The organism is Bacillus sp. T33-2 (genome assembly GCF_002860205.1).
Taxonomy (GTDB): domain Bacteria; phylum Bacillota; class Bacilli; order Bacillales; family Cytobacillaceae; genus T33-2.
In genome coordinates this window covers 40,196-54,285 of sequence record NZ_PGVB01000003.1, presented here as the reverse complement: position 1 = coordinate 54,285, position 14,090 = coordinate 40,196, and the positions used below count along the sequence as shown (strand labels likewise).

The following is a 14,090-nucleotide window of genomic DNA, read 5'->3' as shown; positions in this document are numbered from 1 at the left end:
CGGTTTGATGGTAAGAATCATAATCAGATACTAGTTTGGCCACATTTTCGTTTACTTCCAATGTCATTTGGTTATGTATCACCGACTCTTGAGCTTTATAACTGAAAGCAGATAAACTGAAAACTGTTGCGATAATAATTACAATCGTTATCACGGCTATTTTAGTACCAAAGTTAAAATTTATAATGTTCTTTATCTGTTTCCTTGAATGGCTCATAAATAAACTCCTTTAAATTTTGCTCTATGGCTATAAGCATCCTCATAAATATTTACTTCATAGATTTTTGCGACTAATAACACTGGTTCTTTTTTTGTGACAAATAATAACATTTAGTGCCGCCTAATTCGGTTTATAAAGTTGTTAAAGTCCACATCATCTCGTTCTTCTAATGTTTTTGTTAGTAATAAAGCTTATCCTTTCGAGAAAATAAGGGCCCTTGCCGGGTCGCGCTAACTATGTTGTTTATTGCAAGGGCTTTTCGATAACCCGGCAATCATAGACGTTAGACCCTAAGAATTAAGACCCAACCCCGTAAAGATTATATCGGATATTTTCGTTTGAATTTTTAATAAATTACCTATTTTAAACTACAAATTTTTTCCAGAGGCAAACAAAAAAGTACCCTACCACTCCCATGATTTGTTGAAAGTTGTTCAACATTTAGGAGTACAGGCACTTCTCTTTGACTATTTGCAATACGATTTTCGCTACCACTTCACAATGTCCAGAGTGTATGTGGAAACACAAAGGGTGCTGGTGAGTTATTCCTTCCGGCAATGATTAACTGTTCTGATAAAAAAGGTGCCTCTCAAAAATACTTTTGTGTAAAGGGAAGGTACCATTTTCAATCTATTTTTTTGTTAAATTTGCATAATGGGATTGCTAAACAGTCATTTTCCAACTTGATAAAGTTAACCAGTTTTCCTTTTCCTTATAATCAGGCATTATTTTTCCTACAAGGCGCCAGAAGGATCGGTCGTGGTTCAGATGAACCATATGACATATTTCGTGAACAACTACATAGTCGATTACCTCCCGTGGTGCCGTTGCCAGTCTCCAATTAAATGTTAACTGCAGTTTTGAATCACAGGTCCCCCAGGTGGTTTTGCTATCCGAGATCTTTAAACACTACATGTTCTTGCGTTATATTGATATCTTGTAAGATCTGTATTGGATAGGTGTTTCCTAAATAAAGAAAACTGTCACTATACTCATAAACCTTTTCCTGTGGCCCAAGCAGTCTATCTTTCATTTCTTTTAATTTTTGCTGAATAAGATCCCAATTTACCTCTATTATCTGAACCACTCTATCATCAGGTGTCTCTTTTGGAGCCTGAATCTCAATATTTCTAAAACTATCTACCGTAATTCCTATAGATGTTCGATTTTTGTACTTGATTTCAAAGCGTATTGTTTCACCGAAGTAGGTATGTATCATGTGATCACCTGTGAGCTTCTTTAATGCATTATCCCCTGTATTTGACAGCCAACCCTTTTAAGAAATTCCTGGCGTATTTATCTCCGCACTCTTTATAATTCTTATGCCCCTCTTTTCTTAGTAAAGCGCCAAGTTCTCCTTTTGAAACCGTGATTCCTGCTAGTTCGAATATATCCAGCATATCCTCAGTAGTTAATGCTAATGCTATTTTCACTTTCTTTAACAGGAGATTATTAACATTTGCACTTTTATTAGTGGACGGTTCTGGCGTATCAGGCTGTCCTGGTTTAGGCTCTTGTTTTCCTCTTTTAAAAATAATAAAACCATTTAAAAATGAATCCAACATACTGTTATTACATTTTATTTGTTCGCTACTTTCTACATCATACTCGTCTGATTTTGTGAGAATGTTTATTACTTCTGGCACGGTTACATCCACGCCGCCAAGTTTAAATATCTCTGCCATTTCTTTATTTTTTATTTCCATTGCATATCTTAGTCGAATTAATATATCATTATTATCCACAATATACCTCCTATCTTAAAATGAGTGCCTGTCCTTTCTAAGAAAAAGGATTATATTTCAATCTTGCATCTTGTTCATGATAATAATACGCACATGCAGTTAGAAATTCCACGCTTTTATTTTTATAATCCTATATACTCCCTTATTGCAGCTTGTACTATTGATGCCTAGCACCCTAATACAGTGCCAACAAAGCCACAAGGACATTCGATTAATCCAATACTTTTTCGTAAAATCGGATAAAAGAAAACAGGCAACTCCCCAAAAGGATTAGTTGCCTTCTTTCAAAATCAGTTTACTGACCGCTTCCACATGCGTGGTTTGCGGAAACATATCCACAGGCTGCACTTCAACCGTTCTGTACCCTCCGTCTTCAAGGATCCGCAAGTCCCTGGCTAGTGTTGCAGGATTGCATGAGACATAAACAACCTTCTTCGGTTTCATCTCGATAATCGTCTGCAACAGTGCTTCGTCACAGCCCTTCCGCGGAGGATCTACGACGAGGACGCCGGCTTTAATGCCGTCTTTATACCATTTCGGGATAACTGCTTCCGCCGCACCAGCTGCAAATTCGGCATTGGCGATTCCATTTAGTTCAGCATTCCGTTTAGCGTCCTCGATTGCTTCAGGGACGATTTCAACGCCGTACACTTTTTTTGCTTTCTGGGCGAGGAACAGGGAAATCGTCCCGATGCCGCAGTAGGCGTCAATGACTGTTTCTTCTCCTGTCAATCCTGCGTATTCGAGTACTTTATCATAAAGTACTTTCGTCTGGTCGGAGTTTACCTGGTAAAACGACATGGCTGAGATTGCAAACCTCACATTACCAATGTAATCATAGATGACTTCATTCCCCCAAAGCACCTTTGTTTTATCTCCTAAAATGACGTTCGTCCGTTTCGAATTTACGTTATGCACAATTGATTTCACTTTTGGCAGGCGGGCGGCGATTTCCTCCACCAATTTGTTTTTATGGGGAATGTCGGCGGTTCTGGTGACAATGACGACCATGAGCTCCCCTGTTTGTTTTCCATAACGTGCCATGATGTGGCGAAGCACACCTTTGTGGGTTTCTTCATGATAAGCCGGTATGCCGAGCTCGCTACAAATCTCCTTCACTGCCTGCACGGCTTCATTTATTTCGGGAAGCTGGATCAGGCTTTCGTTCGTATCGACGATTTCGTGGCTGCGCGGTTTGAAGAAACCGGCAATGAGCTTGCCGTCCTTGTCACCTACAGGTACCTGTGCCTTGTTCCTATAATGCCATGGGTGTTCCATGCCTAAAACCGGATGGATCTTGACGTCCTCAAGCTTTCCAATCCTGGAGAGCACTTGCCGTACTTGATTTTCTTTAAACTTCAACTGGCCCTCATAACTGATGTGATGAAGCTGGGTGCCCCCATATTTGTGGGTATCACCCGGCTCCACATCAACACGGAAATGGCTTCTTTCCAGGATTTCAATCAACCGGCCGAACCCGTATCCATTATTTACCTTGACGACTTTTATTTTAGCTTTTTCTTCTGGGAGCCCCCCGGGCACAAAAATGGGATATCCATCGACTTTGGCCACACCCGCTCCATCATGGGTTAAATCTTCAAACACCACATCTATGTAATCATTCTTCTTTACTGGTATTGTTTTGCTCATACGGTCCGTCCTTTGCACTTAACGTTTTGGTTAGGAAAAATTGTAACACAAAGTCCAGGCCAATGCGAAAAAGCCAAATTCTCGTTTAGAAACAATAGTGACTCCCTATGTTGCAGAGGCAAGCCATTGGCGCCTTGCTCGGCGCCCTTTCATTTGGTTGTTCACAGCAAAAGACGGAATCCCCTGGGATCCCGCCTAATCGTTACTCTTCTCTGCAGCATGATAAATCTTATCATTATTCTTCCACTGCAACCTTCCTCCGGGACAAATATAGATAGGATTTGATCATAAAATATGAAACTTCATCCGGAAGCAGTTCTTTTATCGGCTTCAGCCTGTCCCGACCAGCTTCAGCAACCGCTTTTTCGAGCAGCGGCAAATGTTCAGCAGGGATGAGAAGTGAAAAATCCACCTCCATACCGCTTTGGATGCATTGGATTAAATGATTTTCAATGGTACTCTCGGCAAGTTCCCTCCTTGCCGAAATTTCTTTTACCAATAAAGACTCCTGGTGCAGCTTGTAAGTCTCAAGATGTGAATCGGTGACTGCCTTTTTAGCTGGTTTGGCAGGAGCCTTGGCCGGTGCCAAAACCGCTTCCCTTTCAGGATGGGCATGGCAATATGAAATAATTACCTTAAGAAACGCTTCCCCGTATTTCTCAAGCTTATGCTGGCCTACCCCGCTGACCTGAAGGAGTTCCCCTGTTGTGAGTGGAAGGCGGGCACACATATCTTTTAATGAAGTATCTGAAAAAATTACAAACGGCGGCACTTTTTCCTCTTCCGCGATGGATTTCCTTAGCATTCTTAATTCTTCAAACAATGGATCATCATTAGAAACCTGGCTGATTTGAACGGCTTCTTTCCGGAAAACCTGCTGTTTTCCGGTCAGCACTTCCCTGCCTGGCGGCGCAACAAAAATGGTCGGGTATGCGCCGTGCTCAACACCAATCAGGTTCTGTGAGATGAGAAATTCGATAAGCTCGCTCACCTGCTTGGCACTTTGTTCCTTCATTATTCCATACGTGGACAGCTGGTTGAAATGAAGGTCGATGATTTTTTTATTTTTTGATCCGGTCAGCACCCCGGCAGTGATGGATTTCCCGAATTTTTGGCCCATCCGGATAATGCATGACAGTACCATTTGTGCTTCTTTAGTGACATCCACGCTTGAACGGGAATCCGTGCAATTGCCGCAACGCCCGCAAGGTTCTGCTTCATGTTCGCCAAAGTACTGGACGATATAAGCCTGAAGGCAGTTTTCGGTATGGCAGTAATCGGCCATCAATTGCAGCTTTTCCAGTTCCTGCCCCATCCGGGCCTGTTCTGTTGACTGGTCTATTAAAAACCGCTGGATTTGGATGTCCTGCGAGGAATAAAGCAGGATGCACTCGCTGGCGAGCCCGTCCCGGCCGGCACGCCCCGCTTCCTGATAATAGCTCTCCATGTTCTTCGGAAGTTGGTAGTGGACGACGTACCGAATATTGGATTTATCGATGCCCATCCCAAAAGCAGAAGTAGCGACCATGACAGATGCTTTATCGGCAAGGAACCGTTCCTGTTCTGCGGCTCTGTCGTCATCATTCATTCCGGCATGGTAACGGGCGGCATGAATGTTTTCCTTGCACAGCCACTCATAAAGCTGGTCGACCGTTTTTCTGGTAGCTGCGTAGATAATTCCTGCTTCGTTACTGTTCTTTTTTACGTAATTCTTTAAAAAAGCGAGCCTATCCTGGCCTTTAATGACGGAAAATGATAAATTCTCCCGTTCAAACCCGGTCAGAACCGAATCGGCGCATGAAATTTGAAGAGAATCGCAGATATCCTCCCTGACCCTTGGTGTCGCAGTTGCTGTCAGCCCTAGTACAACAGGATTGCCTGGCAGGCTGTCCACCATGTTCGCAATGTGCAAATAGCTCGGGCGAAAATCGTGGCCCCATTGCGATATACAATGCGCCTCATCTACCGCAACAAGCGGAATATTGATACGTGTCAGCATGTCCATAAAATCCCGGGATTCAAGGCGTTCCGGGGCAACATATAGAAGCGTGTACCTGCCTTGAACCGCGTTTTCCATCCGCTCTGCTGCCTCTCGGGCACTAAGGGAACTATTGATGAATGCCGCTGGGATTCCATGCTGGAGCAGCGTATCGACTTGATCTTTCATGAGCGAGATGAGCGGTGATATGACAAGGGTTGTACCAGGCATCATCAGCGCCGGTATTTGATAGCAAATCGATTTGCCTCCGCCTGTCGGCATAACACAAACCGTATTCTTTCCTTCCAGGACGGACGTGATCACCTGTTCCTGGCCGCTGCGGAATGACGAATAACCAAAATGGGATTGCAAAAGTTCAGTGGCTTTTTGAAGCAATGTGGAGGGCTCCTTCCTGTTTGAATTTGTTGATGAGGGATGGGTTGTGAGGCATGAAACGTGGAATTAACTTATCAGTATTATTTTAGCATAATCAGGCCCACTGTTGCAGCAGCGGGCAGAAAACCCAACAAAATAAAAGAAGGCTTTGCACCCGAATTACCAGTACAAGCCTTCCTCAATCCCCATGGAATCCTATTTATTCCCGGGTTATTTCCGCAACTTTGTCTATTACTTCCTCGATGTTTCGCATTTTGTTGTCCCAGCATTTTTGGCTCAGGTCAACCGGATATTCCTCCGGGTTGAGCGAGCGTTTATACTCGTCCCATAACAGGCTGAGGCTAACTGTTACATGCCGCCGGATCTCATCAAGCTCTGGGAGCTTATACACGAGCGACCCATCCACGAAGATAGCATGGTGCAATTCTTGTGCGGTAAAATTTGTCACAAATTTGCTGATATATGTGTGGGTCGGATGGAACATTTTCAACCGTTCTTCATTCTGGGGATTTTCTTCCTCCAGGGCTATATAATCCCCTTCGGAACGCAGATTCGAATTATTAATGATCCGGTAGACCTTTTTCCTCCCTGGTGTTGTCACTTTTTCGGGATTGGAGGAAATTTTTATCGTATCAGCCATTTCTCCGTTTTCATCTTCAATCGACACTAGTTTATAAACCGCGCCAAGCGCTGCCTGGTCGAACGCGGTGATCAGCTTCGTCCCGACACCCCAGGTATCGATCTTTGCTCCCTGGGCTTTCAGGTTCATGATCGTATACTCGTCCAAATCACTGGATGCGACGATTTTCGCATTTGGGAAACCAGCCTCATCAAGAATCTTCCGGGCTTCCTTTGAAAGGTAGGACAGGTCGCCGCTGTCCAGGCGGATGCCGATAAAATTGATTTTATCACCCAGCTCTTTTGCGACCCGGATCGCATTTGGCACACCTGACCTGAGCGTATCATACGTATCGACGAGGAACACACAGTCCTTATGGGACTTGGCATACTTGAGGAAGGCTTCATATTCATCCCTATATGCCTGAACCATCGCATGGGCGTGCGTTCCAGCAATCGGAATGCCGAACAGCTTCCCTGCCCTGACATTGCTCGTCGAATCGAATCCGGCGAGGTAGGCTGCCCGTGTTCCCCAAATCGCTGCGTCCATTTCCTGTGCGCGCCTTGTCCCAAATTCCATCGCGACTTCATTGCCGACTACTTGCTTAATCCGTGATGCCTTTGTGGCGATCAAGGTTTGGTAGTTGACGATGTTTAACAACGCAGTCTCGATCAGCTGTGCCTCCGCAAGCGGCGCATCCACCCGGATTAATGGCTGGCTGCCGAAGACAACCTCCCCTTCCTGCATCGATCGGATTGTCCCCGTAAAGCGCAGGTTTCGCAAATACTCAAGAAAGTCTGCCTCATATCCTTCTTCCCGCAAATAGGTGATATCGTCTTCGGTGAATCCAAAATTTTGCATGAAGTGGACAATTCGCTCCAATCCGGCAAAGACCGCATAACCGTTGCCAAAAGGAAGTTTTCGGAAAAATAGTTCGAAAACAGCCTTTCGGTTATGGATACCATCCCGCCAGTAAGTTTCCATCATATTAATCTGATAAAGGTCCGTATGCAGCATTAAGCTGTTGTCTTTGTAATTCCCGTTCATGAGCTTTACCTCCATATTTGCCGGTCAGATTACCTCGATACCACTTGCCCAATCAAAATTGGCCGGCCAGCGTTACCTGACCTCTGCACCAATTGCCCCTTCGAAGTGGCCAAGTGCCCATTCATGGCCAGCCTGGTTAAAAGAAGCGACCGCATCTTTATAAACAATGATCTTAAATCCCCTGTTATAGGCATCAACGGCTGTATGCAATACACAAATATCGGTGCAGACACCCACCAGGTGCACTTCTGTAATTCCGCGTTCACGCAGTTTTATTTCAAGGTCGGTTCCCGCGAAAGCTGAGTATCTCGTTTTATCAATATAATGTACCGTTTCAAGATGCCTATTCTTTTGATAGAGCTCCTCCAGGCTGCCATACAGGTCCCTGCCTTCTGTTCCCCTGATATTGTGGGGCGGAAACAGCTTTGTTTCCGGATGGAACTCATCCCCCTCATCATGGACATCAATCGCGAACACAACATAGTCACCATTGTTGATGAATTGATCCGTCAGGCTTACGATTTTCCCTTCAATTTCCCGTCCAGGCTGCCCACATGTCAAAGCACCGGCATCTGCCACGAAATCGTGGGTATAATCGATGTTGATTAAAGCCTTGTTTTTCATTAAGTACTCAGCTCCCATCCTATTATTTACTTTCATTTTCTTCAAACGAAGGGGAGAAGGCAAATTTTTGCTCAAAAAAAATTCCATTTTTTCGTGGGGAAGAAAAATAATGAGGTTTTCGGCCCTCTTAATAAGGAATAACGTCATAATTTCAGTTCAAATGGAGGCTAACTTCACTTTTAATCCTGGTAACTCAAAAGATAATCCCACTAACTCAATTTATTATCCCGGTAAGTGTCTATTTATTCCCGGTAACCTCGATTATATTCCCGGGAGCTGTATTTATTTGGAACAAAAAGGAGCCATTAACAGTTTCGGCCCGCTAAAAAATCCACCCTAAAAAGGAGTCATCAACACTTTCAGCCCATTAAAAAAATCCACCCTAATATAGAGTGGACTAAACAAGCTTATTCTGCCGCAGCATGAAGATTTTCCGGTCGGTCTTCGGGCCGGATTTGGTCGAGCGGCACAAGCACTTCAATATGGCGGAACAGATTTTCAAACTCTGCGGGCAGGTTCCCCCCGTATTCGCCGTCAAGATTTAACTGGACCGTTTCTTTTGAATGGACTTTAATGCGGTTTGCCTGTGTATATATGACGCAAGGGTCGTTGATATGCTCACCCCTGATTGCCAGTGTCGCAATCCGGATAAAATCAGCGAGGTTTGTCTTTTTCAAGATCAACAACGAGAACAGGCCGTCATTTATCGAAGCATTCGGCGCGAGCTTTTCAAAACCGCCGACCGAGTTCGTCAGGCCGACAAGGAACATCATCGCTTCCCCTTCAAACAGCTTGCCATCGTACTCAATGCTTACCTCTGACGCACGAAGTGATGGCAGCATCTCCATTCCTTTTAAGTAATAGGCAAGCTGGCCAAGCATCGTTTTGAGCTTGCTCGGCACCTCATAGGTTAGCTCTGTCAGCCTTCCTCCGCCAGCGATGTTAATAAAGTATTTATCATTAATCCTGCCGACATCAACCGGGATTGATTCGCCTTTTACAATAATGTCCACCGCGGCATGTATATCGCGGGGGATTTGGACTGCGCGTGCGAAATCATTCGTCGTGCCTGTCGGAATGATGCCTATTTTCGGCCGGTACTCCTGCTCGGCAATACCGTTTACAACTTCATTTATCGTTCCGTCTCCACCTGCAGCGATGACCAGGTCATAGCGGCGCTCAACGGCTGCCCTCGCTGCTCTTGTGGCATCCCCTTCACCTGTAGTCGCATGGCAGGAAGTTTCATATCCCGCAATTTCAAGCCGTTCTAAAACATCGGCAAGGCTGCGTTTGAAAACTTCACGCCCTGAAGTAGGATTATAAATTATTCTTGCTCTTTTCATGCTTCATCATCCTATTTATAAATCATGAATTCCATCTTTTAACATCATAACTCAAATTTTTCATCCAGGCAATTTCTTCGATCATTCCATTGGACTATGAAATCTTTATTATCTTACATAGCTATCTCCGTACATTATCATAACCTTTTTCGAGGGATTTTGCCAAAATGACTCTCTACAAAATTCCAAAACAAAAAACATGCACAGGGCATGTTCAGTAGTTTAGTTCGTTATTAATTTAATGGCCTCTTTTGAGTTGATGACGGTCGCGAATTCCTCATGCAGGATAGCAAGCTCCACCTTGTGGACCTGCTCTGCCGTGAAGTGCGTCCCGTCTATGCCTTCCCTGTCGAATGCGGCGCTGGCGTCCGCTACAACGTACGTCTCATAGCCATAATTCCCTGCCATCCTGACGGAAGTAGACACACAGTGGGGGGTAATCAGCCCTGCAACCACAATGGCCGTTATTCCCTCATTTTCAAGATGCTCTTTAAGCTTTGTCCCGATAAATGCACTGTTCACTTGCTTCTGGAATACCGTTTCTGTTGATAACGGGGCAAGTTCATCAATGAATTGATGCCGATGACTTCCTTTATAAAATAAAGATGAAGGCTTTACAGATGTATGTTGGGTGTGGATCACTGGCTGGCCTGATGCCCGCCAAGCCTCCAGCATCTCCTTCGCCCGCATTTCCGCTTCCGGGTTGTTCCGCTGCCCCCATGACGAGTCTTCAAATGCCTTTTGAAAATCTATTAACAACAGGGCTGTCATCATCTGACATTCTCCTTTCCTATTGAACAAAAATCATACAGGTCCAGACTGACGATGATTTTATGGAATCCGTCAAAGAGATTTATTAGAGCAAGCAGCTTTATAATCTGCCTATCTGTAAAATATTCTTTTAACCCGGTAATTTGCTCGTCTGCCAGGGAATGGGGCTCAGTCCTGTATTGGCTAATAAACGCAAACAGCTTTTGGTATAGCTCAGGAAACCCTCTGAAATCACCAGTCCTAATTGCACCAGAAATCTCCTCATTCCAGTCGGTCCTTCCCAAATATGACAGGCTCATGCATGTAGCACAGCCATTTAGATTCGCCAAATAAAGACGGATTTTTTCTTTCACTTCACCGGACAATTCCTGTTCCTCCCATAAAAAATCATAGAGCCGGTCATATTGCGTTTTGACTTCCGGCACAAGTGATAGTGCCTTTTCGAATTTTGTGTTTCCATTTTCACTTAATAAGATTCTTGGCATTTCCATTCCTCCTTCTTTCTTTTATAATAAAAGGAGAAGTGTTTGATTTGAATTCCATATGAATTGATAATCAGATAAATTACTTTCGTTTGAAACCATTTTTAAAGGATGTGCCTTTTAAATGATTATTGATGAAATAGACAGGAAAATCCTCGTTGAATTAAAGGAGAATGGCAAGCAGTCATTAAGGGAGCTTGCCAAAAAAGTCAATCTGTCCTCGCCTTCCGTCACAGAACGGGTCAGGAGGATGGAAAGTGAAGGGATTATTAAAGGATATACCATTGATATCGACTATAAAAAGCTCGGCTACGGGGTCGATTGCATTATCGAGGTAACGTTGCGGAGCGGGGACTACGAAAAATTCCGCAAGAAAATTTCCGAGTATCCGAAAGCGGAATTTTGCTACCGGATCGCCGGGCAGGCCTGTTATCTGGTCAAACTTCGATTAAAAAGCCTTGATGAAATTGAAGAGTTCATCAATGAAATTACCGCTTACGCCGGCACAGTCACACACATCGTGTTGTCCACTGTTGAAATTAAATGGAATGTTCTAGAGAGAAGGGAGGACAAATAATGGAATATGAAAATCTGGTCGATAATTTTTTAAGCTGGGCGAAAACAGAGGAAGCCGTCCAGGCCGCTATTATGATCGGTTCAAGAGCAAGAACGGACGTCCCTGCTGATCGCTGGTCAGATCTTGATATCCTCCTGATTACGGATACCCCTGGACTTTTATTAGACTCAGAGGAATGGCTCGGCCATATAGGAGCTTATTCCATAACGTTTCTTGAAAAAACGGCTGTCGGAGGTTCGCTTGAAAGGCGTGTCCTGTTTGAACCGGATCTGGACGTAGATTTTGCGGTATTTACACATGAACACTTTACCAACATGCTTTCTCTAGACGAAGTAAAGCTTGTTTTCAAAAGAGGCTATAAAGTTCTCATTGATAAGATTCATATTCATAAGAGAATAGAAGTCATCGATTTTGCAAAGGAGAACCAATCTTCAGTCCAGCCTGCCGCACAACAATACGACAACGTTGTCCAGGACTTTTATTATCATGCTGTATGGACAATGAAAAAAATGCTCAGGGGCGAGTTATGGGTCGCAAAGGATTGCCTTGATGATAACATGAAAAGCCTTCTCCTGCAGATGATTGAGTGGCATGCGAAAGCAGTGAATCAAACCGAGCCGTGGCATAACGGCAGGTTCATTGAAAAGTGGGCCGATCCAAGGGCTGTCCAGGCTTTTATACATCTTTTTGCAACCTATGAAAAAGAAGATATGCACAGGGCCTTGCTGAAATCAATGAAACTATTTGCGCTGTTGGCGAGGGAAACGGGAGCACATCTCGGCTGCGCATATCCTTTTAAAGCGGAAAACAAGGCCTTCAATTTTGTGGAAATACATTATTCTCAACTTTTGTGATGAATTCTGTATTTATTTACTAAGTCGGAGAATACAAACACTGCAATAATGATCAATGGTATGGACCGCATCTTCAGCATACTGCTCGTTTAGCCGGTTTTTCAACTCTTGCAGGGCAGCCAGCCGGGTTTCTTTGTCCATATCGGCAAGCCAGGAAACGGATGCTATTCTTTCCACCCATGATTGATTTGTAAATGTTACTTCATAGTCGAGCCTGTAGAAATCCCGGAATTGAAATCCATGATTATGCCATTCCTCAAACCATTCAACAGGAAATCCGTTGATCCGTTGCCGGGATTCAGCCTTTGAGCCTGCAGGCTCTAATCCGTTTTCTGTGTACTTTTCCAATACTTCAAAAGTCACGTCCGTCACCGAATGAGACGGAATAAATGCAGAATCAGCCACAATGAATGTTCCCCCTGGCCTTAAGATTCTTTTAACCTCCCGGATAGCTGGCTCCCGGTTGAACCAGTGCCACGCACGCATGGCAGTGACAATGTCGAACGTACCTGATTCCAGCCCCGTGGCTTCAGCGGTGCCGGAGAAGTAAGGGATTTGCAGACGTTCTTTTTCACTGGCCTCCATCGCCTTCTCCAGCATTTCAACAGACGGATCCACTCCCACAACATCAGCGTGCCTTAATTTCAGTTTCCTCGTCAGAACTCCTGTCCCACAACCGATATCTACCGTTTTTTTTCCTTCGAGCATAATGTTTCTGAGCAGCAGGCTTTCAAAGAAAATGTTAGGTATGTCATTGCGTGAGCGGGCATAGTGTTCAGCCACTTTGCCAAAATCGGATTGAATCATCGTTCACACCACCCTAAATTTAAAATATTTAAAAAATTCATCTCGTCGTCACCATTATATGGTAAGATGGTCTCGACTACAATCTTTCTTTATGGCCCTGCCGACAAAAATAAGAAGGGGGAAGAGAATGGACTGGTTCATCCTTGCAGCGGCTTATCTCCTCGGATCAATCCCGACCGCGCTGCTTGTAGGACGATTATTTTTTAAAATTGATATCAGGGATCATGGGAGCAAAAATCCCGGCGCAACAAATACACTAAGGGTTTTAGGAAAAAAAGCTGCCATTATTGTATTGTTAATTGACGTAGGAAAAGCAATGCTTGCTGCTGCATTGCCATTGCTCATAGGAAGCGATTTGAACCCGCTTTATTCTGGATTGGCGGCTGTCGTCGGACATTGCTTCCCGGTTTTCGCAGGCTTTAGGGGAGGAAAGGCCATCGCAGCCACTGCAGGTGCCCTGATTATAAGTGATATCCCGATGTTTATCACAGCTTATTTAACGTTTTTTGCCATTATTTTTATTACTAAATATGTATTTTTAGGATCCATCTCCGTCGGGGCAGCTTTATTTGTTTACTCATTTTTTATTCCTGGACATACTGAAGAGATCGTCTTCGCTTTGTTCATGCTTTTTTTAATTTATTTGCACCGGTCGAATCTGCAAAATTTCTTTGATGGGACAGAGCCAAAAATCAATGATAAAAATATAAAAAAAGACCGGATATATAAAACGAAATAATCCTGACAGTTTGAATGGCCCTGCTGAAGAACGCATGGCCATTTTTTCTGGCTCACAGAGGATGAATTCTCCTTATCAGGTGCAAATTGCCAGGGTGTATATGTTTGCCTTAGCGCCGCTGTTAAAGTATATTAGTAGAGTTTTTTATTTTAGGTCAATAGTAAATTGCTGCTTGCTTGGTATCTAAGTAATTGACTATAATATAAATGATAGAATATTAACTATATTTAAAATATTT

Annotated in this window: 12 protein-coding genes and 1 pseudogene; 3 read left to right on the top strand and 10 right to left on the bottom strand. The window is 43.9% G+C overall.

The window, feature by feature from the left end; genetic code table 11:
• Positions 1–883: 883 nt before the first annotated feature.
• From CVD19_RS02665 to CVD19_RS02625, 9 genes and pseudogenes are all read right to left on the bottom strand, one after another.
• A pseudogene (locus CVD19_RS02665) lies at positions 884–1,439 on the bottom strand (M48 family metallopeptidase).
• A 28-nt stretch (positions 1,440–1,467) separates the two neighbouring features.
• Positions 1,468–1,965, bottom strand: a complete 498-nt coding sequence (locus CVD19_RS02660) for a DUF1456 family protein (RefSeq protein ID WP_101580331.1) — start codon at positions 1,963–1,965, stop codon at positions 1,468–1,470.
• A 270-nt stretch (positions 1,966–2,235) separates the two neighbouring features.
• Positions 2,236–3,615: a 23S rRNA (uracil(1939)-C(5))-methyltransferase RlmD gene (gene rlmD, locus CVD19_RS02655; RefSeq protein WP_101580330.1), complete on the bottom strand. Its 1,380-nt coding sequence runs from the start codon at positions 3,613–3,615 to the stop codon at positions 2,236–2,238.
• A 235-nt stretch (positions 3,616–3,850) separates the two neighbouring features.
• Complete coding sequence (recQ, locus tag CVD19_RS02650; protein WP_101580329.1) at positions 3,851–5,989, bottom strand: DNA helicase RecQ; 2,139 nt, start codon at positions 5,987–5,989, stop codon at positions 3,851–3,853.
• 199 nt (positions 5,990–6,188) lie between these two features.
• Complete coding sequence (locus CVD19_RS02645) at positions 6,189–7,655, bottom strand: nicotinate phosphoribosyltransferase (RefSeq protein ID WP_101580328.1); 1,467 nt, start codon at positions 7,653–7,655, stop codon at positions 6,189–6,191.
• Between the two features lie 72 nt (positions 7,656–7,727).
• Positions 7,728–8,279 carry a cysteine hydrolase family protein gene (locus CVD19_RS02640; RefSeq protein ID WP_101580388.1) on the bottom strand — a complete coding sequence of 184 codons (552 nt, stop codon included), beginning with the start codon at positions 8,277–8,279 and terminating at the stop codon, positions 7,728–7,730.
• A 407-nt stretch (positions 8,280–8,686) separates the two neighbouring features.
• Positions 8,687–9,622 (bottom strand): diacylglycerol kinase, encoded by a 936-nt coding sequence (locus CVD19_RS02635; protein ID WP_101580327.1) that lies wholly within the window; start codon positions 9,620–9,622, stop codon positions 8,687–8,689.
• Between the two features lie 222 nt (positions 9,623–9,844).
• Positions 9,845–10,396, bottom strand: coding sequence for a cysteine hydrolase family protein (locus CVD19_RS02630; protein WP_257985002.1), 552 nt, complete (start codon positions 10,394–10,396; stop codon positions 9,845–9,847).
• Positions 10,393–10,878, bottom strand: a complete 486-nt coding sequence (locus tag CVD19_RS02625) for a hypothetical protein (RefSeq protein ID WP_101580326.1) — start codon at positions 10,876–10,878, stop codon at positions 10,393–10,395. Before CVD19_RS02625 ends, CVD19_RS02630 begins: the two co-directional genes overlap by 4 nt.
• Before the next feature lie 121 nt (positions 10,879–10,999).
• On the opposite strand from CVD19_RS02625, the gene CVD19_RS02620 reads away from it, so the two are divergent.
• Positions 11,000–11,452 (top strand): Lrp/AsnC family transcriptional regulator, encoded by a 453-nt coding sequence (locus tag CVD19_RS02620; RefSeq protein WP_101580325.1) that lies wholly within the window; start codon positions 11,000–11,002, stop codon positions 11,450–11,452.
• The gene (locus CVD19_RS02615; RefSeq protein ID WP_180953483.1) at positions 11,452–12,306 is read left to right on the top strand and encodes an aminoglycoside 6-adenylyltransferase; all 855 of its coding nucleotides are present in this window, start codon (positions 11,452–11,454) and stop codon (positions 12,304–12,306) included. The genes CVD19_RS02620 and CVD19_RS02615 overlap by 1 nt, the downstream gene beginning before the upstream one ends.
• Before the next feature lie 12 nt (positions 12,307–12,318).
• On the opposite strand, the gene CVD19_RS02610 is transcribed toward CVD19_RS02615, so the two are convergent.
• A complete protein-coding gene (locus CVD19_RS02610) occupies positions 12,319–13,113 on the bottom strand; it encodes a class I SAM-dependent methyltransferase (protein WP_101580323.1) in 795 nt (264 codons plus the stop codon).
• A gap of 127 nt (positions 13,114–13,240) precedes the next feature.
• Between CVD19_RS02610 and plsY the strand changes: the two genes are divergently transcribed.
• Positions 13,241–13,852, top strand: a complete 612-nt coding sequence (gene plsY, locus CVD19_RS02605; protein WP_101580322.1) for a glycerol-3-phosphate 1-O-acyltransferase PlsY — start codon at positions 13,241–13,243, stop codon at positions 13,850–13,852.
• The last annotated feature ends 238 nt before the right edge of the window (positions 13,853–14,090 follow it).